The sequence below is a fragment of the Thalassospira sp. genome (assembly GCF_030690045.1).
Taxonomy (GTDB): domain Bacteria; phylum Pseudomonadota; class Alphaproteobacteria; order Rhodospirillales; family Thalassospiraceae; genus Thalassospira.
Genome location: NZ_JAUYHK010000010.1, coordinates 72,423 through 96,930, shown reverse-complemented (window position 1 = coordinate 96,930; position 24,508 = coordinate 72,423). Strand labels below are relative to the sequence as shown.

General features: G+C 55.8%; 24 protein-coding genes, 2 tRNA genes and 1 pseudogene. 15 read left to right on the top strand and 12 right to left on the bottom strand.

The window, feature by feature from the left end:
- The first annotated feature begins 75 nt into the window (after positions 1-75).
- Positions 76-1,209: an ABC transporter substrate-binding protein gene (locus tag Q8O73_RS05070; protein ID WP_305555909.1), complete on the top strand. Its 1,134-nt coding sequence runs from the start codon at positions 76-78 to the stop codon at positions 1,207-1,209.
- Positions 1,210-1,249: 40 nt separating this feature from the next.
- Positions 1,250-2,644: a GGDEF domain-containing protein gene (locus Q8O73_RS05065; protein WP_305555906.1), complete on the top strand. Its 1,395-nt coding sequence runs from the start codon at positions 1,250-1,252 to the stop codon at positions 2,642-2,644.
- A gap of 55 nt (positions 2,645-2,699) precedes the next feature.
- On the opposite strand, the gene Q8O73_RS05060 is transcribed toward Q8O73_RS05065, so the two are convergent.
- From Q8O73_RS05060 to Q8O73_RS05025, 8 genes are all read right to left on the bottom strand, one after another.
- Positions 2,700-2,775: transfer RNA gene (locus Q8O73_RS05060), tRNA-Lys, on the bottom strand.
- Between the two features lie 103 nt (positions 2,776-2,878).
- Positions 2,879-4,039: a rod shape-determining protein RodA gene (gene rodA / locus Q8O73_RS05055; RefSeq protein WP_305555903.1), complete on the bottom strand. Its 1,161-nt coding sequence runs from the start codon at positions 4,037-4,039 to the stop codon at positions 2,879-2,881.
- 9 nt (positions 4,040-4,048) lie between these two features.
- Positions 4,049-5,938 (bottom strand): penicillin-binding protein 2, encoded by a 1,890-nt coding sequence (gene mrdA / locus Q8O73_RS05050; RefSeq protein ID WP_305555900.1) that lies wholly within the window; start codon positions 5,936-5,938, stop codon positions 4,049-4,051.
- Between the two features lie 177 nt (positions 5,939-6,115).
- Entirely contained in the window at positions 6,116-6,631 is a 516-nt protein-coding gene (gene mreD / locus Q8O73_RS05045) for a rod shape-determining protein MreD (protein WP_305555897.1), read from the bottom strand.
- Positions 6,628-7,668: a rod shape-determining protein MreC gene (gene mreC / locus Q8O73_RS05040; RefSeq protein ID WP_305555894.1), complete on the bottom strand. Its 1,041-nt coding sequence runs from the start codon at positions 7,666-7,668 to the stop codon at positions 6,628-6,630. Before mreC ends, mreD begins: the two co-directional genes overlap by 4 nt.
- 105 nt (positions 7,669-7,773) lie before the next feature.
- Positions 7,774-8,814, bottom strand: coding sequence for a rod shape-determining protein (locus tag Q8O73_RS05035; RefSeq protein WP_305555891.1), 1,041 nt, complete (start codon positions 8,812-8,814; stop codon positions 7,774-7,776).
- 327 nt (positions 8,815-9,141) lie between these two features.
- A complete protein-coding gene (locus Q8O73_RS05030; protein WP_305555888.1) occupies positions 9,142-10,692 on the bottom strand; it encodes a 2-isopropylmalate synthase in 1,551 nt (516 codons plus the stop codon).
- A gap of 312 nt (positions 10,693-11,004) precedes the next feature.
- Positions 11,005-11,184 (bottom strand): hypothetical protein, encoded by a 180-nt coding sequence (locus Q8O73_RS05025; RefSeq protein ID WP_305555885.1) that lies wholly within the window; start codon positions 11,182-11,184, stop codon positions 11,005-11,007.
- Between the two features lie 73 nt (positions 11,185-11,257).
- Between Q8O73_RS05025 and Q8O73_RS05020 the strand changes: the two genes are divergently transcribed.
- Both Q8O73_RS05020 and Q8O73_RS05015 read left to right on the top strand, forming a co-directional pair.
- Positions 11,258-11,881 carry a LysE family translocator gene (locus Q8O73_RS05020; protein WP_305555882.1) on the top strand — a complete coding sequence of 208 codons (624 nt, stop codon included), beginning with the start codon at positions 11,258-11,260 and terminating at the stop codon, positions 11,879-11,881.
- A gap of 124 nt (positions 11,882-12,005) precedes the next feature.
- Positions 12,006-12,278 (top strand): hypothetical protein, encoded by a 273-nt coding sequence (locus tag Q8O73_RS05015; RefSeq protein WP_305555879.1) that lies wholly within the window; start codon positions 12,006-12,008, stop codon positions 12,276-12,278.
- Positions 12,279-12,317: 39 nt separating this feature from the next.
- On the opposite strand, the gene Q8O73_RS05010 is transcribed toward Q8O73_RS05015, so the two are convergent.
- Together Q8O73_RS05010 and Q8O73_RS05005 are read right to left on the bottom strand one after the other, a co-directional pair.
- Positions 12,318-13,352, bottom strand: coding sequence for a hypothetical protein (locus Q8O73_RS05010; protein ID WP_305555876.1), 1,035 nt, complete (start codon positions 13,350-13,352; stop codon positions 12,318-12,320).
- Between the two features lie 153 nt (positions 13,353-13,505).
- A complete protein-coding gene (locus tag Q8O73_RS05005; RefSeq protein WP_305555873.1) occupies positions 13,506-14,537 on the bottom strand; it encodes a GGDEF domain-containing protein in 1,032 nt (343 codons plus the stop codon).
- 428 nt (positions 14,538-14,965) lie between these two features.
- Between Q8O73_RS05005 and Q8O73_RS05000 the strand changes: the two genes are divergently transcribed.
- The 7 genes and pseudogenes from Q8O73_RS05000 to Q8O73_RS04970 all read left to right on the top strand — a co-directional run bounded on the left by Q8O73_RS05000 (position 14,966) and on the right by Q8O73_RS04970 (position 19,342).
- On the top strand, positions 14,966-15,685 hold the full coding sequence (locus Q8O73_RS05000; protein ID WP_305555870.1) for a hypothetical protein: 720 nt from the start codon (positions 14,966-14,968) through the stop codon (positions 15,683-15,685).
- 338 nt (positions 15,686-16,023) lie between these two features.
- Complete coding sequence (locus tag Q8O73_RS04995) at positions 16,024-16,230, top strand: cold-shock protein (RefSeq protein WP_305555867.1); 207 nt, start codon at positions 16,024-16,026, stop codon at positions 16,228-16,230.
- A gap of 111 nt (positions 16,231-16,341) precedes the next feature.
- Entirely contained in the window at positions 16,342-17,010 is a 669-nt protein-coding gene (locus Q8O73_RS04990; RefSeq protein WP_305555864.1) for a 5-formyltetrahydrofolate cyclo-ligase, read from the top strand.
- A 97-nt stretch (positions 17,011-17,107) separates the two neighbouring features.
- Positions 17,108-17,557, top strand: a pseudogene (locus tag Q8O73_RS04985) (DUF4143 domain-containing protein); the annotation flags it as partial.
- Between the two features lie 209 nt (positions 17,558-17,766).
- A complete protein-coding gene (locus Q8O73_RS04980) occupies positions 17,767-18,396 on the top strand; it encodes a LysE family translocator (RefSeq protein WP_305555861.1) in 630 nt (209 codons plus the stop codon).
- A 333-nt stretch (positions 18,397-18,729) separates the two neighbouring features.
- On the top strand, positions 18,730-19,011 hold the full coding sequence (locus tag Q8O73_RS04975; RefSeq protein ID WP_305555859.1) for a type II toxin-antitoxin system RelE/ParE family toxin: 282 nt from the start codon (positions 18,730-18,732) through the stop codon (positions 19,009-19,011).
- The gene (locus Q8O73_RS04970) at positions 18,983-19,342 is read left to right on the top strand and encodes a HigA family addiction module antitoxin (protein ID WP_305555856.1); all 360 of its coding nucleotides are present in this window, start codon (positions 18,983-18,985) and stop codon (positions 19,340-19,342) included. Before Q8O73_RS04975 ends, Q8O73_RS04970 begins: the two co-directional genes overlap by 29 nt.
- Positions 19,343-19,371: 29 nt before the next feature.
- On the opposite strand, the gene Q8O73_RS04965 is transcribed toward Q8O73_RS04970, so the two are convergent.
- Positions 19,372-19,764, bottom strand: coding sequence for a GFA family protein (locus Q8O73_RS04965; protein WP_305555853.1), 393 nt, complete (start codon positions 19,762-19,764; stop codon positions 19,372-19,374).
- Between the two features lie 151 nt (positions 19,765-19,915).
- Positions 19,916-19,989, bottom strand: a tRNA-Gln gene (locus Q8O73_RS04960).
- Positions 19,990-20,238: 249 nt separating this feature from the next.
- Here Q8O73_RS04960 and Q8O73_RS04955 point away from each other — a divergent pair.
- From Q8O73_RS04955 to Q8O73_RS04940, 4 genes are all read left to right on the top strand, one after another.
- Positions 20,239-21,354: a Ppx/GppA phosphatase family protein gene (locus tag Q8O73_RS04955; protein WP_305555850.1), complete on the top strand. Its 1,116-nt coding sequence runs from the start codon at positions 20,239-20,241 to the stop codon at positions 21,352-21,354.
- Between the two features lie 62 nt (positions 21,355-21,416).
- Positions 21,417-22,235, top strand: a complete 819-nt coding sequence (locus Q8O73_RS04950) for an RlmE family RNA methyltransferase (RefSeq protein WP_305555847.1) — start codon at positions 21,417-21,419, stop codon at positions 22,233-22,235.
- Positions 22,236-22,523: 288 nt separating this feature from the next.
- On the top strand, positions 22,524-23,048 hold the full coding sequence (locus Q8O73_RS04945) for a PAS domain-containing protein (RefSeq protein WP_305555844.1): 525 nt from the start codon (positions 22,524-22,526) through the stop codon (positions 23,046-23,048).
- A complete protein-coding gene (locus Q8O73_RS04940) occupies positions 23,023-24,336 on the top strand; it encodes a methyl-accepting chemotaxis protein (protein WP_305555841.1) in 1,314 nt (437 codons plus the stop codon). Before Q8O73_RS04945 ends, Q8O73_RS04940 begins: the two co-directional genes overlap by 26 nt.
- Positions 24,337-24,508: the final 172 nt, after the last annotated feature.

Below are 24,508 nucleotides of genomic sequence, written 5' to 3'. Positions count from 1 at the left end.
ACCCGCCCCGCCATATTGATTATGTCTGATTTGACATATCCCTGATGGCAGGTAGTCAGATGGTGGGAAATCATTGTGCGGCATTTAAGAATTTTGATTCTGCTGACGGTGGCGATGTGCTGCCCGATGCGGGCCTATGGGCAGACTGCCCCGGTATCCGGGGTTCCACGGGTTGCCTTTATCAATCCCGGATTTGGCGATAGCGGTTTCTGGAAAGATGTCAGCGACACAATGCGGGCAGCGGCAGCGCAGCTCGGATTTGAGGTCATTGTGTTTGACAGCAATCGTGACTGGCCCCTGATGGCGGAAAATACCAACCGGGTTTTTGCCATGGACCCACCCCCCGATTATATTATTGCGGTCAATGAATATCAGCAGGGCAGCCGCATCGTGATTGAGGCCAATGCGCGCAACATACCGGTTTTTATGTTGCTCAATGACCTGACACTTGCGCAAAAGGGCCGTCTGGCAAGGGCCGGGGATGATTTGTCCCGCTGGATTGCCACCCTGACCCCGGATAATGACCGGGCCGGGTATGAGATTGCCCGGTCGCTGGTGATGGCGGCACAGGATGCCGGGCCGGACTTGGCCGGGCGCAAGGATTTGTGTTTGCTGACGCTGGCGGGGGATCAATTGACCCCGGCATCAATCGACCGGCTTGCCGGACTTGACCGGGCCTTGCGCGAATTCCCGGCAATGGTCGAACAGCGCCGTCTTGTGGTGAACTGGTCCTATGACGAAGCCTATCGCCGGACGCGCAACTGGATTGAGATGGGGGGATGTGTCGATCTGGTGTGGGCGGCCAATGACCCGATTGCACTGGGTGCTATTCAGGCATTGCGCGAAGCCGGACGTGCGCCGGGGGAAGATGTGATGATTGCCGGTTTGAACTGGTCGCAAGAAGCCCTTGATCTGGTAGTGCTGGGCGAGATGACCATGACCCATGGCGGGCATTTTATGGCCGGGGCATGGATGATGGTGCTGATCCATGACTATCATCATGGATTGTTGACAAAGGGCCGGGATTTCAGCTTTCCGATGCTGGCGATTGATCGGACCAATGTGGCCGTGTTTCAGGATGCCCTTGGCGACCGGGACTGGAATGTGATTGATTTTGGGGCTTTCTCCCGGCGTGCTCATCCTGAATTACCGGAATACCGGTTTGATCTCGACACGTTGTTGGCGGCAGTGACAAAGCGTGTAGAATAATACCGGGAGAATATCATCCGGGTGGGGAGAAATTTGGCTGGTGTCGGCATCCAGGGATCATAACAACCAAAAGCCACGCAATCTGTCCGCCATGAAGCTGGGCAGTTCAATTGCGACCCGTCATCTGCTGATGGCGTTCATGATTGCGTTCGGGCTGGGGCTTTCGATCAGTTGTGTGCAAATCTGGCTTGATTATCGCTGGCTTCATACCGTCTATCAGCAAAATAATGACCGGGTGATCAGCGCCAGCATGCCGGTGGCGGCCCGTGCCTTGTCCCAGAAGGATGCCGATCTGGTCAATGCCGTGATGGCGGGGGTGCTGACCCAGCGGAGCTTCATCCGGGCCCGGCTGGTGGATCGAGAGGGTTCCGTTCCGGGAGAACAGATTTCCCCTTTCTACGAACTTCATGAGTCGTTTTGGGATGATGTCCTGTTTGGCGGGCCGGTTACCCATCGGTTTATCCTTGATGCCCCGGCGCCTGGCAACCTGCCGCCGGTCGGTCATCTGGAAGTCGATCTTAATCCGCATTCCTTTGTGGTAGCCTTTTTTCAGCGGGTCCGGGTGATTGTCAGCGGGGCGCTGATTTATGCCTTTGTGGTGACGATCTGTTTTGTTGCGATGACGTTTCGCACGGTGACCCGGCCGATCCTGCAACTGACCGATTATATGGTGCAATCCGATCCGACCGATATGAAACGGCCCCTCGCCCCGCCACCACAATACCGGCATGATGATGAATTACAGGTTCTGGGGGCGGTGACGGCCGGGCTTTTTGCCCTGATCCGCCGTCAGATCGGCGAATTGCAGGCGGCACGCGATGATTTGCAACAGGCCAACCAGTCGTTGGAGGTGCGGGTGGAACAACGCACCCGCGAATTGAATGAGGCGATGGCAAAGCTGGAACAGCTGGCGGCGACCGATCCGTTAACCGGGCTTGCCAATCGGCGGACACTTCTGATGCGACTGGAAGGGGCGATTTCAGTCTGGAAACGTCGCCATGTGCCGGTTTCACTGGTTCTGCTGGATCTGGATCATTTCAAGAAACTCAATGATCAATATGGCCATCGCGCCGGGGATCAGGTGTTGATGTCCCTGTCGCGGGTTTTGCGCGAGGGTTTGCGCGATATTGATCTTCCGGCCCGGATCGGCGGCGAGGAATTTGCCGTGATGTTGCCCGGTGAGGGTGCCGAAGGGGCAATGATCGTCGCTGAACGCCTGCGCATGGCGATTGAAGAAGACGAGGTGGTATGTGATGCCGCCAAAATGCACTACACCGCCAGTTTCGGGGTCGCATCCCTGTCAGCCCAGCCGCACGGGACAGAACGGGCGGAAAATACCGAAACCCTGATTGATGCCCTGTATGGCCGGGCCGACAGGGCGCTGTATCAGGCCAAGGAACGCGGTCGGAACCGGTGTGTGCAGGCGCAAGGATAAGGGGGGGCAAAAAAGACAAAACCCCGGAAAACGCAAAGGTTTTCTGGGGTTTGGATGGTGGGCGCAGTAGGGCTCGAACCTACGGCCCGCTGATTAAGAGTCAGCTGCTCTACCAACTGAGCTATGCGCCCATCTTTTGTCCGTGTTCAGGTCTTTAGGCCGGAACGCAGCGGGTTATAGCGTTGCCGGGGCGGTGTTGTCCAGCGTAAATTCGTTTGTTGTGCAAGTTTCCGGTCAATCGCGGCCATCATCATTGCCCTGTCGGGAAATGCGGATATCGCGATGGACCGATACGCTGAGCAACAGGCCGAAACTGACCAGAATGGTCAGCATCACCGTGCCGCCATAAGACACCAGCGGCAAAGGCACCCCCACCACCGGCACCAGTCCCATCACCATGGCGATATTGATAAAGACATACAGAAAAAACGTCGATGTGATGCCAAGGGCGACCAGACGGCCAAACTGGTTGCGGCAGCGCAGGGCAATGACAAAGCCATAGACAATCACCAGCGTATAGATCAGCAGCAGGGCAATGCCACCGACCAGCCCGAATTCCTCGCCCAGCATGGTAAAGATAAAGTCGGTCTGTTTTTCGGGCAGGAAATTCAGATGGCTTTGCGAGCCCAGCATATAGCCCTTGCCAAAGATCCCGCCCGATCCCAGCGCAATTTTGGACTGGGTAATGTGATATCCGGCACCCAGTGGGTCATTTTCCGGGTTCATGAAGGTCAGGACGCGCTTTTTTTGATAATCATGCAGAAACTGCCAGCCAATCGGAATGGCGGCAAGACCGGCAGCCAGTACCAGCCCGAATTTCCAGATACGCACCCCCGAAAGCCAGAAAATAACCCCGCCCCCGGCAATCAAAAGCAGGGCGGTGCCAAGATCCGGTTGGCGCAGCACAAGGGCGGCCGGGGCGGCAACCATCAAAAGCGGCGGGATCAGCAAGGTGATGCTGCCGGTTTCTTCGACGGTCAGGCCGTGAAAATAGCGGGCGAGGGACAGTACCAGCGCGATTTTCATCAATTCCGAAGGTTGCAATTGAAAGAAACCCAGATTGATCCAGCGTTGGGCCCCCATGCCGATCTCGCCCCGGATTTCAACGCCGATCAAAAGGATCAGGGCAACAGCATAAATCACATAGGACAGGCGCAACCACAGGCGGATATCGCTGATGGCGATGATGATCATCACAACCAGACCGAAAGCAAAACGGACCATTTGCCGTTCGGCCCAGGGTTCGATGGAGCCATTGGCCGCCGAATAGAGCATGGCAAAACCGATGCCCGCCAAGGCGGCGAGCAACAGCACCAGCGTCCAGTTCAGCAGCAATAACCGCCGTCCGATCGGAACGTAATCCGGGTCTTGACCGATGCGATAACGCGATGGCATGGAGCAGTCCTAGCTTTCTGACGGTTCTTCCACGGCCTTGCCGGGTCTGGAGACCTGACCGCCGGGCTGATAGGTGGTAGCGGAAATGCCCGGCGCACTGGAATTAAGTTCCTGCGCCTTGATCAGAATATCACGGGCGATCGGGGCGGCGACCCCGGACCCGGATCCGCCATGTTCGACAATCACCGCACAGGCATAACGCGGATTTTCAATCGGGGCAAAAGCGACAAACAAGGCATGGTCGCGGAATTTCCACGGTAGTTTGTCATTGCCGATCACCCCGGTTGTTGTGCGTTCGCGCATGGTGATGCGGCGCACCTGACTGGTGCCGGTTTTGCCCGCCATTTCCATACCGGCAATCTTGATGCGGGAGTTATAGGCGGTGCCACGGGTTTCGTTGGTCACACCATTCATCGCATTGCGGATATGGTTCAGATGGGCGCGATTGATCGCCATTTCCGGGAATTCTTCGACGATGCGGGTGGTGGTGCCATCGGCGTCGATATGATCGCGGGTCAGATGCGGCACCACGGCCTTGCCCGACGCCAGCCGGGCCGTCATGGTCGCCAGTTGCAGGGGGGTTGCCAGAACATAGCCCTGCCCGATTGCCGAAATCAGGGTTTCGCCGCCCTGCCAGCGTTGGCCGATCTGGACTTCTTTCCAGTCGCGGGTCGGGATCAGACCGCTACGTTCGGTCGGCAGATCAATGCCTGTCGGTTCGCCAAGGCCCAGTTTGCGTGCCATTGCGGCAATGCGGTCAATGCCGATTTTCTGCGATATTTCGTAATAATAAACATCGCAGGAATGTTTCATTGAATCATGCAGATTGACCCAGCCATGCCCACCACGTTTCCAGCAGTGAAACCGCGAAGACCCCAGATCAAGATGGCCGGGGCAGAAAAAGCGTTGTTCGGGCGTGATCACACCGGCATCAAGGGCGGCAAGGGCGACGCACATCTTGAAGGTGGAGCCCGGCGCATAACTGCCATTGGTCGCCTTGTTGGTCAGCGGGGCATATTCGTTATTCAGCAGGCTGTTCCACAATTTATGCGAAATGCCGTTGGTAAAGGCATTGGGATCATAACTGGGATGGGAGGCAAGGGCCAGAACCTCGCCATTATGGACATCCAGAACAACGGCAGCGGCACTTTCCTTGTCCGAAAGGCGCTGATTGGTGTAGCGCTGCAATTCGATATCAAGGGTCATGACGACCGTGCTGCCGCTTTGGCCTTCTTCGCGGTCCAGTTCGCGGATCACCCGGCCCAGCGCATTGACTTCGACCTGACTGGTCCCGGCCTTGCCGCGCAGGGCAAGATCGTAAACCCGTTCAACGCCATTCTTGCCCACCCGGAACCCCGGCAGTTCCAGCAACGGATCGCCGGTCAGTTCCTTTTCCGAAACGGCGGCGACATAGCCCATCGCATGGGCCAGATGCGGGCCTTCGGGATAATCGCGCAATTGCCCGGCATCGATGATGATACCCGGCAAATCGGGGGCATTGACGCCGATCCGGGCAACTTCATCCCAACTGAGATTGTCGCGCACCGTGACCGGCACAAAGGACCGTTTGCGCGCAACGTCGCGTTCCACCCGTTCGATGGTATCGGCGCCAAGATCGATGATCCGGTTCAGAACTTCGAGGGTGCGGCGGACATCAGGGGTTTGTTCGCGGACGATCAGGATGTGATAGTTTTGCTGATTGATCGCCAAAGGCACGCCGAAACGATCCGTAATCAGGCCGCGTGGCGGTGGCAACAGGCGATGGGAAATACGGTTGTCGTCGGCCAGAACCGTGTAACGGTCGCTTTCCATGACCTGAAGATAATACATGCGGGCGGCAAGCCCGGTCAAAAGCAGGCCTTGCCCGGCGCCCAGAATGGCGGCGCGGCGCGTGAACATGCGAAATCTGTCTGAGTCGCGGTGCCACATGGCGGCTATCGGGCCTCTGTTCGTCGGATGCGCGGCCACATATCAGGGCATCCGGTTTGATCATTGTTGTATCGTACACCTTTGCAAATGGAAACTGTCGGATACAGTGTCGCCGACAGCCATTGCCAAATCGTCAATGCAAAGACATTACACATGCTGCAACAGCCCGTTTTGCACCCGTGTCAGCACCCATGCAATCAGCGGAAACAGGGCGGCTGTCAGAATATAGCTGGTGACCAGCGGTTTGAAAGGCAAGAGTGCGCCGATCAATGCCGAGGTGAACAGCCATTGCACCAGAAGGGCGGCAAGGGCGACCAGTGCAAAGGCCCACCACAGAACGGCAAAGGATTTGTTCTGAAAAAAGCGGCCCTGATTGGCGCTAAGGGTTTGCACGATCAGCAGTACCAGCGAACTGACACCCAGTGGCAGGCCGGTCAGCAAATCCTGCACCAGCCCGATGATAAAGGCCGCCAGCGCCGTCAGCAGATCGGGCCGGTTGATCGACCAGTAAAATACCGACATCAGGGTCAGGGCCGGGGTGACCGTACTGACCATCGGCAGGCCCACCGGCACCAGACTGATCAGCAGCAGGACAAAAACACTGAAGGCAGGCACCATGCAACGTGCAATGGTGTCAAGGCGATGCCAGAAACCCGGTTTCACGGCGTCTGGCCAGATGGCGGTGTTGCGGGAGCCTGTGCCGGTTCGGGCACCAGGGAAAGATCAGGAACAACCGGTACGGGGGTGACGATATTGTTCAGATCGCCCAGGTCAAGCGGGCGCACGCCCAGCCCGCCGGGCACCGGATTGGGGGCGGCATCCGCCGCCGGAGGTTGCGGGATGGCACGATCCGGATCGGCCAGAATGCCATCCAGCCCGTAATCGGCGACCCGCAGATATTCCAGTTGGTGACGGCGATAAAGCGGGGTGACACGCACCGAGGTTTCCGATACCGATGAGACAACACCGACCGGAATGCCGGGCGGAAAGGCCCCGCCATGCCCGGATGTCAGAACCCGGTCCCCCGGCGAGACCGAGGCATCGGCGGTCAGAAAGTTCAAAACCGGGCGGTCGCTGTTATCGCCCGACAGAAAGGCACGGTCGCGGCTGTTTTCAATCAGGACGGGGACACGGGAATTGATATCGGTAATCAGCAAAATCCGCGATGCCTGATATCCGGCATTGATAACACGCCCGACCAGTCCTTCGTCGGCGAAAACGGCCTGACCTTTTTTGACGCCTTCGCGCGACCCGGCGCTGATCATCATGCTGTGGGCATAGGCACCGCCCATATCGGCAATGACGCGGGCGGAAATGATGTGAATGGCGGGCGGTTCGGCAAAACTGTGAATGCTGCGCAGGCGGGCGTTTTCATGTTCCAGATTGCGCGCCACCTGTTGCCATGCCAGCAATTGGTGGTTTTCCTCGCGCAGGCGCAGATTTTCTTCGTAAAGATTGGCAAGGTTTTCGATATAGGCGGAAATATCATTGATCGTGGCCGCCGGACGGGATGCCAGATTCATGATCGGCGACACCAGATCGGTAGAGGCCCCGCGAATGCGTTCGATCAAAACGGTATCGGCCTTGCCCAGCAACATCAGACCAAAGGTCGAAACAATCAGCAATATGAAGGCAAACCGTTGCACTGCTGTGCGTAACGGTGAGAAAATCCGCTGTTGTGGACCGCCATGCTGAGCCACTGTTTTCCCCGCGCGTGACCGGAAGATGGATCGAGAAGTTCACCTTAACGAAATCGCCGAGTCGCGTCCAGTCATGACGCAACCCGGCGGTTTCTTTATATTGTCTTAGTAGGCCGTGTGCAGCACATTGCGCAGCGTTTTCTTTTCTTCGAGCGCCCGACCCGTACCCAGTGCCACACAGGACAGCGGATCATCGGCAATCGACACCGGCAAGCCGGTAGCGTGGCGCAGGACATAATCAAGATTGCCAAGCATCGCGCCGCCGCCGGTCAGGACAATGCCCTTATCGACGATATCGGCGGCCAGTTCGGGCGGTGTCTGTTCCAGCGCGACCTTGACGGCCTCGATGATGGCAGAAACCGGTTCGGCAAGGCTTTCGGCAATCTGGCGTTCGGAAATCAGAAGTTCTTTCGGAACCCCGTTCATCAGATCGCGACCGCGAATTTCCATGGTTGCGCCATCGCCGTCATCGGGCGCACAGGCAGAACCAATCTGTTTTTTGACCCGTTCGGCGGTGCTTTCACCAACCAGCAGGTTATGGGTGCGACGGATATAGGCGATGATTGCCTCATCCATCTTGTCGCCGCCAACGCGCACTGAACGGGCATAAACGATCCCGCCCAACGACAGAACCGCGACCTCGGTGGTGCCACCGCCAATATCGACGACCATCGAACCGGTGGGTTCGGTCACCGGCAGGCCGGCACCAATGGCGGCTGCCATTGGTTCGTCAATCAGCCAAACCTTGCGCGCCCCGGCACTTTCCGCACTTTCCTGAATCGCACGGCGTTCTACTGCCGTTGATCCGGATGGGACGCAAATGATCACTTCCGGGCTGGCGAAGCTGCGACGATTATGCACTTTACGAATAAAGTGTTTGATCATCTCTTCGGCGATATGGAATTCGGCAATCACACCGTCACGCAACGGACGGATCGCCTGAATATAACCGGGCGTACGGCCCAGCATGAGTTTTGCCTCTTCACCGACTGCAAGAACCTGTTTCTTGCCTTTTTCGTCCGTGATGGCCACGACCGATGGTTCGTTCAGGACGATACCACGTCCCTTGACATAAACCAGCGTATTGGCGGTTCCAAGATCCACCGCCATGTCGGAGGATAAAATCCCAAGCAGTCTGGAAAACATTCCTGCCCTGTGCCCCGATTCTTGAAAATGCTTGAATGCGAATATCTCGCCCTAGATAGCGCAGCGCGCGCCCGTATGCATTAATAAACTGCAACGCATTGATGAATAATTAAGGCCCGTTGCCGTCATCGCAGGCAGGACAAAAAAATTGCCAAACAAAATGGCAGGGTTAGGTCAGGTTGAGGGCGGGCAGGAGGGACCTGTCCTTTGGTATAAATATTTTTTGGAATGCTAATGTTGCCGGTTTTGGGCAGGCAAAACCCCCAAAAAGCGGAAGGCACCGCAGGGGTGCCTTCCGTGTCGGGTTTGATGTCGTGCGGACAGGCGTCAGGATGCCATCGCGTCCGGTGCGGTTTTCTGGCTTTTTTCGATCAGTTTGTTGACCGCCGTGACATAGGCCATGCAGGACGCGACCACCGTGTCGGTATCGGAGGCGTTGCCAACCACGGTGCGGTCTTCGCCGTCCAGTTTGACGGTGACGGTTCCTTGGGCATCGGTGCCTTCGGTGACGGCATGAACCTGATAGAGTTTCAGTTTCCAGTCATGCGGATAAATCGCCTTGATGGCGTTAAAGGTCGCATCAATCGGGCCGTCGCCGGTGGTTTTGGCGGTTTTGAGGTCACCATTGACGCTCAGTTCCAGTTCGGCGGTTTGCGGGCCTTTGGAACCGCAAGTCACGGCCAGCGAGACAAATTTGATATGTTCATTGTCGCGCATACCGTCATCGACCAAGGCGACGATATCGTCGTCATAGACTTCTTTTTTCTTGTCGGCCAGTTCCTTGAAACGGGCAAAGGCGTCTTCGATGGCATTGTCGCCCAGTTCGGCAAAGCCCAGTTCCTTGAGCTTTTCCTTGAAGGCATGACGACCGGAATGTTTGCCCATCACCAGCGATGATTTGTTCAGGCCGATCGATTCCGGTTTCATGATTTCATAGGTTTCGGAATGCTTCAGATAGCCATCCTGATGGATGCCGCTTTCATGGGCAAAGGCATTGGCACCGACAATCGCCTTGTTGGGCTGAATGACAAAACCCGAAACCGCCGATACCAGCCGCGAGGCATTCATGATTTTGGTGGAATCAATGGCGGTTTCAAACGGCAACACGTCGCTGCGGGTTTTCAGGGCCATGATGATTTCTTCAAGGGCGGCATTGCCCGCCCGTTCGCCCAGACCATTGATCGTGCATTCAATCTGACGCGCCCCGGCCTGAACGGCGGCCAGCGAATTGGCAACCGCCAGACCCAGATCGTTATGGCAATGCACCGACAGGATCGCCTTGTCGATATTGGGGACCCGGTTAAACAGCATGGTCATCAGGCCGGCATATTCCGCCGGGGTGGAATAGCCCACCGTGTCGGGGATGTTGATGGTGGTGGCCCCGGCATCAATCGCGGCTTCGACGCAGCGGCACAGAAAATCATGTTCGGTGCGTGACCCGTCTTCGGCCGACCATTCGACATCATCGGTGAATTTGCGGGCGAGGCTGACGCTTTCGGTAACCTTGGCCAGAACCTTTTCCGGCTCCATCTGCAATTTGTATTTCATATGCAGGGGGCTTGTGGAAATGAAGGTGTGAATGCGTTTGTTTTCGGCGGGTTCCAGTGCCTCGGCGGCGCGTTCAATGTCGCCTTTGGTGGCGCGTGCCAGCGAACAGATGATCGGCCCCCTGACCTGTCGGGCGATTTCATTGACTGCGCGGAAGTCGCCGTTCGAGGCAATGGCAAAACCGGCTTCGATGATATCAACCTTCAATTCGGCGAGGGCATGCGCAACACGCAGCTTTTCGTCCAGGGTCATGGAGGCGCCGGGCGATTGTTCGCCGTCCCGCAGGGTGGTGTCAAAAATGATGACGCGATTGTCGTTTGCGCTGGTCATGGCGTTATGTCCTGTAAAGCGGGTCATAGCCCGATAAATCTGATCTGATGGAAAATGTGCGGGCCTTTTGGCGCGGCTTGTTCCCCTGAGCGGCGGATATCAGACCAACCTTTGCGGGGGGTCTTTCCGTCGTCTTGCGCTCAGGGGCGGGTAAGTCGTAGCGACCCGCGTGCGGCGCAATCCGCAAGACCCGAAATAAGAAGAAGACCGGCAAACGCCATCGCACGGCGCGGGGCATCATGTGCCTCGGCGCAGAAAATGCGATCAACAGAAATGGGTGCGTTTGCAATCATCGGGGTTTTGGGGTCTTTGTCAGATGTACAACAATCTGCCACCATGATCGGCGACAGCTTCAATTTCGCGGCAGGGACGGGCAAGGTCAAGTAATTTTTGTATGTTTTTGATGGTTTCTGCGCCCGATTTTCGCGTCACATACCAAAACCCGTTTAAAAACAAGAGGAAAGCCTGACCGATTGCAGGGATGTCAAACATCCCGTTGGCGGCACCGGGCAGATCGGCTATGTGTAACGGGAAATATTTTTAACCTGTTTGTCAAAGGCCTGAGATGGTTGGTTTTTCCCTGATTCTGGCATTTATTCCGACGGCGTTTTTCGTGTCGGTTACGCCGGGCATGTGCATGACGCTGGCAATGACGATGGGCATGACCATCGGGGTGCGCCGCACTTTCTGGATGATGGCGGGCGAACTGGTCGGGGTGGGGATTGTTGTTATATCGGCGGCGTTGGGGGTTGCCGCCCTGATGTTGCAATATCCGGCTGTTTTTGCAGTTTTCAAATATGTCGGCGGGGCGTGGCTGGCGTGGATGGGGTTTCAGATGTGGCGGTCACGCGGGCGCATGGCGATTGCGACCAGGCTGGAAAATACCCGCCCGGTAACGCGCAAGGCCCTTGCCTCCCAGGGATTTGTGACCGCAATTGCCAATCCCAAGGGCTGGGCCTTTATGGTGTCGCTGTTGCCGCCCTTTATTGATGTGCAGATGCCAATGGCGCCGCAATTGTCGATGCTGGTGGTCATTATCCTGATCACGGAACTGATCTGCCTGATGCTGTATGCGACCGGGGGGCGGTCCTTGCGGCATTTTCTGGAAAAAAGCGGCAATGTCCGCCTGTTGAACCGGATATCAGGGACGCTGATGATCGGTGTCGGCATCTGGCTGGCCAGTAGCTGACGCATTTTATTGCAGATTATCCTATTCTATTTTGATAGGTGATCCCTATATATATGTATATAAAAAATCGGGAACCTTATCTATGCGCGAATTACGATGTATTATTTTTGATTCTAGGGAGATCATGAAGGCGGTATCTGCCTATCGTCGGCGGACGGGCAAGCCCTTGCCACCCGGTGAAGTCAGAACGGTGGGTATTGAAAAAGACCCGGAAATCGTTGTGACACTGCAACTGGTTGCCGATCACGGAAACCCGGTGATTGTCCCGCTTGCCGGGGCGGAACTGGCCGCGGCCCTGATCGGGTTTTGTATCGAATCGAAGGTGCCGGTTCCGGCCACTGCCCAGAAATCCCTGACCATTCTCGACGGTCATCTGGCGTTGAAAATCACCAAATAAAACCGGAATTATGGCCCGAAACGTCGCGGGAGATGGTCGTTACCACTGCATCATCTTGCCCGACAGGGCCTTCATGCGGTCTTCCTCGTCGCGGATATTGGCATCCGGGGCAATGCCATCCTGCACCTTGGTCATCAAAAGCCATTGTTTGACCTTCATGAAGCGCGGGGCAAGGAATTGATAGGTATCGCGCACAAGCCGGACGGCGGTTGGTCCGCGTTCCGGTGTCAGGGCTGTCCATTGTTCAAACAGCGGTTCCCACGCCCGCAGGCGTTTATACAGATCGTCGCGCCGTGTGCGGATATATTGTCGCTGCGACGTGAAATTGCGCAGGACTGACATGATTTCGCCGGTATTGGCGTCGATCTCGTCAAAAGACCCTTCAAATTTTTTCATGGCGTCGTCAATCAGGCGGATGACCTGGGTGACGGTTTCCAGAACGCCCTTTTCATGGCCATAGATGCGACGCAATTCCTGCAATTTGCCATCGACCATTTTAACCAGCCGGTATTTTTCGCGCAGGGTTTCGATATAGGATAATTCATCGGCAACCTGATGAACCAGATTGACCACTTCCTCGCGGTTTTCGCGCCCGATACCCAGCTTGTCGGCGACTTCGTCAAAGGCGGAATTGATCTTTTTCTTGGTGTTGGGGTCTTCGGCAATCTGCATCAACTGGTCGGGATCGGTGATCAGTTCCTCGTTGCCCGACATCCAGGTGACAAGCTGCATGGTGACGCGGTTATAGGCAATCGCCCTGTGGCTGTCATCCACATCCCACGACGCTTCGCCGGTCAGGACTTCAAGGGGCAAATCGTCGCCCGGTCGCAACACATTGATATAATCAAGCGATTTATCGACCAGCCCGATCAGTTCGCCATCACTGGAATCCTCGGCAATACCAAATTCCTTGCAAACCGCCTTGAGCGGCAGCGATACCGTTGACCCTTCGCTCATTTTCAGGACGAACAATGCTTCTTCCGTCAGATCGGATTTCTGAAAATGGCAATCTTCAAATGAACTGAAAATCTTGTGTTGCAGGTCAAGTTTTCGTTCGCGCAGCGGTTTGGTCATTGGTGTTGCTCCACCCGGATCAGACTTGATTATATTTTTGGGATGGTATCGGGGCCATCCTGCCATCACGACATAAGGCGCAAAACAACGACAGGCAATGATCTGGAACAATCATCACAATGCAGCTCCGCATTGTATCTTTAATTCATCTGATTAATCAACCCGGACACATGTATTGCGCCCGGCCTGTTTGGCTCGATACAGGGCATCGTCGGCGCGATCGACAAATTCCATGATGTTTTCCCCCAGTTTATAGGCGGTAATCCCGATGGAAACTGTCAGACGACCAAAATCTTCGCCGGTTTTTTTGTTGCGAATGCGCCGGGATGACACATTGTTCAGCAGCTTGGACGCCAGTTTTTCGGCGTTTTCCGGGATTGTGTCGGGCAGGACGATGGCAAATTCCTCGCCGCCATAGCGTGAAACCGTGTCTGCCCCCTTGGTTGAATTGACCAGAACGCGGGCGACTTCTTTCAGCACGCCATCCCCGGCGCGATGGCCGTGATTGTCGTTGAAATTCTTGAAATGATCGATGTCGATCATCAAAAGCGATACGGTCTCGCCGGTTTCCATGCTGTGGGTCACGGCCTGACGCAGGGCGGAATCGAAATGCTTGCGATTGGCAATGCCGGTCAGGGTATCGGTCAGGGCATCGCGCCGCACCAGTTCCAGTTCGGACCGCACCCGGCGGACTTCGCCGTGATATTCGCCCAGTGTTCCGCGAAACGCCTGACAGGTTTCATGGGTGCGACTGGTGTTATGCGCCAGATCCAGTGTCAGGTTGCGGGCGTCTTCAAGGGTGATGGATTTGTCGCCCAGACGGGTGGCGGCGGTGCCAAGATGGACGCTGAAACCTTCGGTTTCGCGCAAGACATCATCGACCGCCGTTTCGACTCGTTCCACCGCCGCCTGAAGCCCTTCGACCCCGGCGCTGATTTTCTCATCGACCGAATTGATGCCAAAATATTTGTGATAAAGCCGGTAAACGGTTTCTTCGTTCAAATCCTGGGTATTACGGACCAGAACCCGGATGATCTGGCTAAGCTCGCCGATCTCGTCGGCGATATAGGCATAAAAAACGTGATAAACCTGCGGGGTGGGTTGCAGGTTCAGCTCGGCAATCAAGGCCATCGCGCTTTGGGCAATTTCGCGGGGATTGGCGATTTTGGTTGTCGTTGCGGTCACTTTTTTATCCGATCCGGCATTCAGAGATGGCTGTTATTCTTGACCGTATCCCAATGGGTCGCACGGATACGGAATGTCCGTTTGCGACCTCTGTTTTTTGCGACCCTGTCCGTTCTGCCATGCCTGTCTGGTCATGACATCCTTGGTGCGTCTGATATGGCGACAGGCTATCTGCATATCAAGAATCCTGCATGGCAAATATCCGTCACCTATACCTTTTGTTAATGCACGTTTCCCGGCCTGAAAGCAATTGCCGAATGATGGATTTTTTGATTATCGCACCGGGGTGCAAAATGCCGGAATACCTTGTTTCGGGCCATTCTGCCCGCCGGTGTTGCCCGTCGGGCATGTCTTGAAATTCGGGCGTGCAGGCCAATATGTGAAAGCTAGCCTGACCGGTTGGAAGCCGGTGCGACCAAGAGGTTTTCATGCAGGATTTTCAGGCGGCAAAATGGCCGTTTTATCTGTTTGTTATCATGGGGATTTTGGGGTTGCCGGGGGCCGGGCAAGGGCAGGCCGCAGAAATCCGCATTGGTGCAACCATTCCGTTTGACGCGGAATGGGAAAATGTCGCCAGCCCGGAACAGCGCCGCTTTATTGCCGCCTTGCGTGACCCGGCCCTGTCGGGGGTGATTGAAACAGTTCCCCATAACCGCAAACGCGAAATGTATGCCGATCATAAGCTGGATTGCATTTTGACCGCCGACTGGGTCAAACGCGATGTCGATATTGTCGCCGACAAAACAATCCGGTTTGTCTTGCGCCTGTTTACCGCCCCCGGAATGGACCTCAATGCGCGGGGGCCTGCGGTCAGTGTCGGTTTTCTGGCGCACACGCCGCGACCGCCACTATCGATTTTGCGCGATGTGGAATGGTATGGTTTGCGATCAATCCGGCAAGGGGTTGATCTGCTGGCGGCGGGGCGGCTGGATGCGATTGTCGCCGATGAGTCGCATGTTTTCCCAACCCCGCCTTATCAGGGTGGCCTTGTGATTGTGGCCCCCTTGTCGCCGGTACAGGTGGTTGCCCTGTTGCTGATCTGTCACGATACGCCTGCAAACCGGCATTTTGTGGCACGGTTTGATCAATTGATGGCGATATCGGGCGATATGCTGAACCGGGGGCAGGGTGGCTGGCCTTATCTTTAGGGGCCATGCGGGAATGATCAGAACTCATTCTATTTATAATCGTTTTTCTGGCGGTGGTTATTCCTTTTTTGGGGTGGAATGACCGTGATGCGCGATGATGTTTGCCGGAAATATGCCGAAAAAGAATGAAGATGATGGGGTGAAAAATGAAATTCGGGCATGATTTCATTGCACAAAGCCCATTTTTCACGTAAATTTTTATGTGATGCGATGTGTTTTGGTGTGTACTGATTGCCTTCTGGTTGGGTTGTCGGTGATGACAGGATGCAGGGCAGGGACTGGCGACAGCACAAACCTTTTGGGGGCGTGCCTCTATTCAACAAAGGACGACGACGGATATGGCTACCGGAACGGTTAAGTGGTTCAACGCGACCAAGGGTTTTGGCTTCATCACCCCGGACGAGGGCGGCAAGGATGCATTCGTGCATATCACCGCTGTTCAGCGCGCTGGCCTGCAGGGTCTTGATGAAGGCCAGAAACTTCAATTTGAACTCATCGAAGGTCGCAATGGCCGCATGTCGGCGGAAAATCTTTCCGTCTTGTGATCTTGATCTGGATTGCAGCTTTTCGCTGACAACCGTTAACGCGCCGGTCTCCGGCGCGTTATGCGTTTGGGGTGGATTTTCGTTTGCCGGAACAAGGATTTACGGCCTGTCATGAATGCCGATTTGCCGAAAATGCCGGAAAAAGACGATGCCGACGGCCAGATGCGCTGGCGGCATCAGATGCGCGCAATATTGTTGGCGCAGCGCAAGGAAATAACCCGGAGCGACCATGACCGGGCATCGCAGGCGATCCGGGATCATGTGGGGCAATTGCTGGCGATACGGCCTGCTGCGACCATCGGGTTTTACTGGCCGTTTCGCGGCGAGATTGATTTGCGCCCGGTTCTGTCCGCCCATATTGCCGCAGGCGGCAATGCCGCCCTGCCGGTGGTGGCAGGCAAAGACGCGCCAATGGCGTTTCACAGATGGGCCTCCGAAACCGTGATGAAGCCCGGTTATGCCGGGATTTTGGAACCGGTCGAAAGCCCCGTTGTGATGCCGCAAGTGATCATCGCGCCGCTGGTGGGGTTTGATGATGCCGGATACCGGCTGGGCTATGGCGGGGGTTTTTTTGACCGGACGTTGGCGACACTGCCGCGCAAGCCGCTGGTGATTGGTGTTGGCTTTGCCCACAGCCGGGTGGCAACCATCTTTCCGCATCGCCATGATATTCCGATGGATATTGTCGTGACCGAAAACGGCACGCGGGAATTTTCGGATGCGGCGCGGGGTGCAGAAGACCGGATTGTCTCTTCCTCGCCGCCCTGTTTTTTGTTGTGAGTTGTTTTGGGGCTGTATTGATATTTGATATCTGAATTTCAATCTTATGACTTCTAATTTTCAGGTTCTTAACTTCTAATTATCCGTCTCCCAGCTTCAACCTTGGCATATGAACGCGCTGAAACGGCTGTCCAATACGCCCAAATTGCATTTTCTTGACAGCGGGCTTCTTGCGGCGATGCGCGGACTGGGTTTTGACCGGGTCAAAGCGGATCGCCGAACCTTCGGTGCGCTTTTGGAAAGTTTCGTCTTTTCGGAAGTCCAGAAACTCATGACTGCTTCCGGTCTGTGGTTGACACCGTATCATTTCCGCGATCATCAGAATCACGAAGTGGATATTGTGTTGGAACGTGATGACGGTATGATTGTCGGGATCGAGGTGAAAGCCAGTGCCGCTGTGAAATCCAGCGATTTTGCAGGCTTGCGGGTGCTGACTGACGCATGCAAGGACCGCTTCGCCTGTGGCGTCGTGCTTTATGACGGCACCGATATCATACCGTTCGGAGAAATACTTGCCGCCGCACCTCTGTCATGTCTTTGGGAGTGAGGTGCAAGACGTTGCATCTCTTCTACAACAAAGAACCACCGTGCCAGAAACAGCAACACTATCCGGCCGCAACAGCTTCAACGAAATCGCGACGATCCGGTCTTCATTCATTCAATCGGCATGCGAAAATGGATACATGCAGGTTAATATTAAGGGCGGTTCATATCATGCTATTTCAAGCTTGAATAAACTCGAAAAGGGTGGCGACTATGAATTTGGAAATTTGGCTGACCTATATCGCGGCTTACACCGTAATCTCGCTGATACCTGGGCCTTCTGTTTTTATGGTTATCGGGCATTCCCTTTCGCGCGGGCTGAAGGCTGCAATGTATTGCGTGTTGGGTGATATCGCTGGCGGCGTTGTGGTGATGGCGACTGCATATGCTGGGCTGGGTTTGATCTTAGCAGCTTCTGCAGAAGCATTCTTTGTTCTGAAATGGGCCGGGGTGGCTTACATGTTCTGGCTTGGTGTAACCCAGTTGCTAGCTGCTCGCAGGCTTGGAAGTGATGACTTGGCCGCTGATGAGAATGCCAATTTGCTACAGCAGTCTGCAAGCTGGCGCGCGGGTTTCTTGACCGGGGCTCTTAACCCAAAGGCGATCATGTTCTATGTCGCGTTTTTGGCCCAGTTCATAAACCCAAGCGCACCAGCACTACCGCAGTTTTTGGTATTAATGGTGACTTCATGCTTGGTCGTGTTTGGTGTTTTGATGAGCTATGCATTGCTAGCTGTTCAGGTTCGGCAGCAATTCCAAAGTTTACGCGCGCGCAAAGTGATGGGCTATGCAGGCGGATCGTTTTTGCTCGGTGGCAGCGCATTTATGGCTGTGACGAGGTGAATGTGAGCGGTTGGTGATTGTTTCGGAATACCTCCGTTGTTGTCCGGAATGTTGTAAGGTGGATAATTTCAGATCGATTTGAAGCCAATGGTGTTTTGACGGCTGAGCTAAATGGCGACCAAGAGTCTGCTACTGAAATAGCTGCAATGACATGCTCTGCATGTCCCACCAGAGGAACTTTGGCGTTATGGCATCACTCGGGATATAGCATTAGAAGGCGACGATTTTTCCTCATCGACTCTTCCTCGCCGCCCTGTTTTTTGTTGTGAATCTTGCTGGCGCTGAAATGATGTTGTACGGAAATCATATAATTGCTATGATGGGGATAGCAGGATGATCCAGTCTTTTGCTTGCAAACATACCTTGAAAATATGGAATGGTATTACCGTCAGGGCGTTTCCCGAAGACATGCAGGATCGAGCCTTGCGCAAATTGCGTCAGCTTGATGCCTCAAAAACAACAGATGACCTCAAAAATCCGCCGGGGAACCGGCTTGAATCCCTGAAAGGGGATCGCAAGGGGCAAATGAGCATCCGGATTAACGATCAATGGCGTCTTTGTTTTGTCTGGCAGGATGGCGAGGCTTATGACGTTGAAATTGCCGACTATCACTGAACAGGAAACAGGTGTTGAAATGACCCGGCTTTTGAAAAATCCACATCCCGGTGATATCCTGAACGAAGAATTTCTGGAACCATTGGGACTGTCGCAAAATGCGTTGGCGCAGGCGATTGGTGTTCCGGCCAACCGGATCAGTGAAATCATTCGCGGGCGGCGCGGCATTACCGCCGATACCGATTTGCGGTTATGTCGCTATTTTCAGGTGTCGGACGGGTACTGGCTGCATCTGCAAAATACCCATGACATAATGGAAGCCCGCCGGGAGGTTGGCGCGGATATTGACAGGATTGTTCCGCGTTCAATTCCCGAAGATATTTGTGCCTGAAAAAAAAGCCGACAGCTGGTTTGTCCGGGCTATTCCCCGGAACGATCCGTAGCGTCGTTGTCACGGCCATATTGTTGCGCCAGCGGTACCGGCGGCAACCAGGATTCACGGCGGATGGTCCAGAGTTCGTAGGTGGGCTTTAGCTGGTCCGGGGTATCAAGAGATCCCAGATGCAGTTCGATTTCGCCGGGGCTGCGTGAGAAAACCGACGATCCGCAGCGAGGGCAGAAAAACCGCCCGGCATAGTCGCGTGTTTCGCCCTCAATCGTCACGGCATCCTCGGGAAACACCGCCGATGCGTGAAAAAGGGCACCGTGATGCTTGCGGCAATCAAGGCAATGGCAAAGGCCAACCCGGTCTGGATGCCCCGACGCGACAATTCGGACATCACCGCACAGACAGCCACCGGTAAAGCGGTCCATGTTGCGTCTCCTGCCAGTTCAAATTCAAATGATCTGAATATTTATAACGGGCAGCAGGGGGCGCGCAATGGTTTGCAGCGGGCAAATCCATTTTCAATCGGCAGAAATGTTTTGTGGGAAAATCCGGGCCGGAGCCTGTCAAGGCGAAGGATGGCTGGGGAACCTGGACTCGAACCAGGACTAGCGGAGTCAGAGTCCGCGGGTCTACCATTAACCTATTCCCCAGCAGGGCCTTGGACGCCGCGTGGCGTGCAGCGGTGTTTAGTAAACCGTTCGGGCTTTTGCAAGTCCTTTTTTCGGGCAATCGCCCGCCGGGCAAAAAAATCCTTTTATCCATACGCGCAATGGGGGATTTGCGTTGCGTTGCTTTGTCGTTAAACTCATATGATAGAGTCGGATGACTGATCCGAAAGATTTTGCGTATTTTGCGCGCCCGATATGAACCCTGATCACCCAAAACAAGGAACCGGCACCGTGAACCACACCATCCGTCATAACAGACCGTCCGGGCCCGTCGCGCCCGAAGGCGGCACTGTTGTCGCGGGTGTCGCCGGTGCCGCCAGTGCCGGTGCCAGTACCAGTGCGCTTTATGCCGCGATTGATCTGGGCAGTTCCAATTGCCGTCTTCTGGTCGCCCGGCCCTGCAAGGACGGGTTCAAGGTGCTGGATGCGTTTTCGCGGGTGGTGCGTCTGGGCGAGGGGGTGCGCGAAAAAGGGTATTTGTGCGAACCGGCGATGGAGCGGGCGATAGAGGCCCTGAAAATCTGTGCGCGCAAATTGCACAAGCATCCGGGCGCAAAATTATATGCCGTGGCGACCGAGGCCTGCCGGTCGGCCGAAAACCGCGATGAATTTGTCGCCCGTGTCCGGGCCGAAACCGGCATCCAGTTGCACATCATCCATGCCGAGGAAGAAAGCCGTCTGGCCTTGCAGGCCTGTTCGGCGCTGCTTGATGACCGGCCTTATGGCATTGTGTTTGATATTGGCGGTGGCAGTACGGAAATTTGCTGGATCGAGGTCGGGCAGGATGGCGATACCCACAGCATCGATACATTATCCATGCCGTGCGGGGTTTTGTGCCTGACCGAACGGTATGCCCATATTGCTGACCGGCGCGAACGGTTTGGGGCGATGCGGGCCGAAATCCGCAGCCGCCTGGAAGATTTCGCGGCGCGTAATTGCTGTTCGGATATTCTGGACGACAACAGGGTGCAGATGATCGGCACATCGGGCACGGTGACGACCTTTTGCGGCATTGCCCTTGGCCTTGAACGCTATGAACGCCACAAGGTCGATGGATCGGATTTGCGGTTTGACGATGCCGAACGGGTGACGGAATTGCTGTTGCGCATGGAAAGCGACAAACGGCAGGGCCATCCCTGTATTGGCAATCAGCGGGCCGAACTGATGGATGCCGGGGCGGCGATTTTTGCCGCCATTCGCGATATATGGCCGCTGGCGACGCTCAAGGTCGCAGACCGCGGTCTGCGCGAGGGAATCCTTGTCGATTTGATGCGTGCCGACGGTCATGCTATTGACCCCAACGCGGCACGCCGTCATATAGTGCCCGATATTTCAGCCGGACTGTAACCGCAAACCGATGTTTGCCTCACCCCGGCCTTACCCGTTTTGATCGGAAAAGTACCAGCATTATGACCGAAAATCGCAGCGGAAGCGGAAAAGGCGGCGGAGGCCGTCGCAAGGGATCGGCCATTGCCGCCATTGATACCGGGGCACGCCGTGGTTTGCGCACCCGTGTCAAAAGTGCCAAGGGCCGCAAGATTTCCTCCACCCGCTGGCTGGATCGTCAGTTGAACGACCCTTATGTGCAGGAAGCACGTCGGCTGGGCTATCGGTCGCGGGCGGCCTTCAAACTGATTGAAATCAACAATCAGTTTGATTTGCTGCGCCCCGGCATGCGGGTGGTCGATCTGGGGGCGGCACCGGGCGGCTGGACGCAGGTGGCGGTCAATATGGTCGGTTCGGAACGCGGGCAGGGTCAGGTGGTGGGCCTTGATATCGCCGAATGGGAAGGTGTGTCGGGTGCAACCTGTTTGCAGGCCGATTTTCTGGATCCTGATGCGCCCGCCATGATCAAACATGCCTTGCAAGGCCCGGTCGATGCGGTGATTTCCGATATGTCGCCGCCAACCACCGGCCATCGCGGCACCGATCATATCCGCATCATTGATCTGGTCGAACATGCGATTTATTTCGCCGAAGAAGTCCTTGCCCCCGATGGCATTTTTATCGCCAAGGTGTTCAAGGGCGGCACGGAAAATGATTTGCTGGCGCATGTCAAAAAGCTGTTTCGCGTTGCCAAACACGCCAAACCGCCCTCGTCGCGTGCCGAAAGCCCGGAAATGTATCTGATCGCCACCGGATTCCGGGGCCAGAACAATGCCGCCGAAGACATCGCCAATGCCGAATTGCCACCGGAAAAACTGTGGACGCCCGACGATCAGGATTAAAGACAACCGGATTTCGTCGATGCCGTTGCCAGAATAAAACGCGCCTTTTGAACGGGGCGCGTTTTTTATAGGGGTGCATTGCGCACTCAGGGTTGTTTTTCAAAAAAACCAAATATTCCCGCGATCATTTGCGCCAAATCAAGTCCCCGTACTTTCCGTAAGGTTATATCGATTGATTATACCACTGGATGGTATGTCCGGGTTCGGCGTGGGGCAGAACCCGGAAGGATGCGATATGGCCGCAAGAGCCTGCGCGTTACAGCTGCCGCTTCTCTGGGGATTATCAAGATGCAACGGGACAATATTCACCTGACCGGGGTCGAACGGCATTTTGCCGATGACGAGATTATCGTCAGCAAAACCGACCCCAAAGGCCGGATTACCTATGCCAATGACATTTTTCTGAAAATCGCCGGATATCGCGAACGCGATGTTCTGGGCCAGCCGCACAGCATCATCCGGCATCCGCATATGCCGCGCTGTGTTTATGCGGTGATGTGGGAAACCATCGCAAGGGGCGAGGAAATTTTCGCCTATGTCGTCAATCGTTGTGCCAATGGCGATCATTACTGGGTTCTGGCCAATGTGACGCCAACCTTTGACAGCAACGGGGCCATTCGCGCCTTTCATTCCAATCGCCGTCGCCCGCGCCGCGAGGCGGTGGCGGCGGTCAGTGCGCTTTATACCCGGTTGCGGGCCGAAGAAGAAACCGAGCAGAACCGCCGCGATGGCATGGCCCGTGGGCTTGAGATGTTTAAATCCGTAATGGCGCAACAGGGCATGAATTATGACGAATTTGTTCACACTTTATAATCTGCGCCTGTTGCTGATTCTGGCCGGGATTGCGCAACTGGCCCTGACAGGCTGGGCGATCAGTGGGGCGACAGTATCCGGCATGGCTCTGATCGGGGCCGGGGGGGTGGTTCTGGGGGTGATTGCGCTGGTTTTTGCCGGTATCACCGCATTCGACCGCGCCTTGCGCCACAGCAAGGCGGTGATTGATGCCGCCGCCGCCGGGGCGATGGATGCACGGTTGAACAACCGCGATCAGGCGGGCGATCTGACGCCCTTGATGTGCAGCATCAATAATTTGCTGGATCTGACCGAAGCCTTTACCAAGGAAGCATCGGGGGCGATGCAACATGCGGCACGCGGGGCCTATTATCGGAAAATCCTGCCGGCTGGCTTGCGCGGCGATTTCATCGATTATGCCGCCAAGGTCAATGCCGCCCTGACGGCGATGGATGGCAAAACCCGCAATTTTGCCACCAGTGCCGGGAAAATCGGCGACAATATCGGACAGGTGGTCAGTTCGGTGTCCAGTGCCGCCGGGCAATTATCCGACAATTCGCAATCCCTGGCGACCCGGATCAACGATATCAGCCAGCAGGCCGAACATGTACGGCAAGCCACCGGGGAAAGCAGCACCGCCCTTGACGGGATTGCGGCGGCGACCGGGCAGTTTAGCGCCTCGATCCGCGATATCGGCAGTCAGATCAGCGGATCGGCGGGCATGGCCGAAGCCGCCGTGCGCCGTGCGGCCCTTGCCGGACAGCGGATTGATGAATTGAACGAAGTGGCAAACCGGGTGGCCGGGGTGGTTGGCCTGATTACCGACATTGCCGAACAGACCAATCTTCTGGCGCTGAATGCCACGATCGAGGCGGCACGGGCCGGAGAAGCAGGCAAGGGATTTGCCGTGGTCGCGACGGAGGTCAAAAACCTTGCCAATCAGACGGCCCGCGCGGCCGAGGATGTGATTGGTGAAATCGGCGCCATGCAAAACATGACACGCGAAGCGGTCAGTGCGGTGCGCGCCATTAACGACAATATCGAGGAAATCGACAGCAGCACCCGCCATATTGCCGAAGTCGTCCGTCAGCAGGGCGAGGTGGTGGAAGATATCAGCCGCCGGATCGACGCGGCCGTCACCCGGATGCGCCGCATTGCCGAAATCATTCACGATGTTGCCCGCGAGACCACGGAATCCGGCGATGCCGTCAGTCAGGTCAGGGGGGCCGCCGGGCATTTGCAACAACAGGCGCACATCCTCGATCAGGATGTCCGGCAGTTCGTTGAACAGGTGGTAACGGCGGGCTGATGTCGATACGGGGAAAGACGGGGCGGTTATCCTGTGCCAGATAGCAGCCCCATCGACCAGTATCTAACGGAAACGTCGCAGCAATGCAGCAATAAAATAACAGGGCAGAATTGCCCGGCAAAAGCTTGGCACAGACGCAAGAACATGTATAAGTTCCGCGCCAACTCTATTT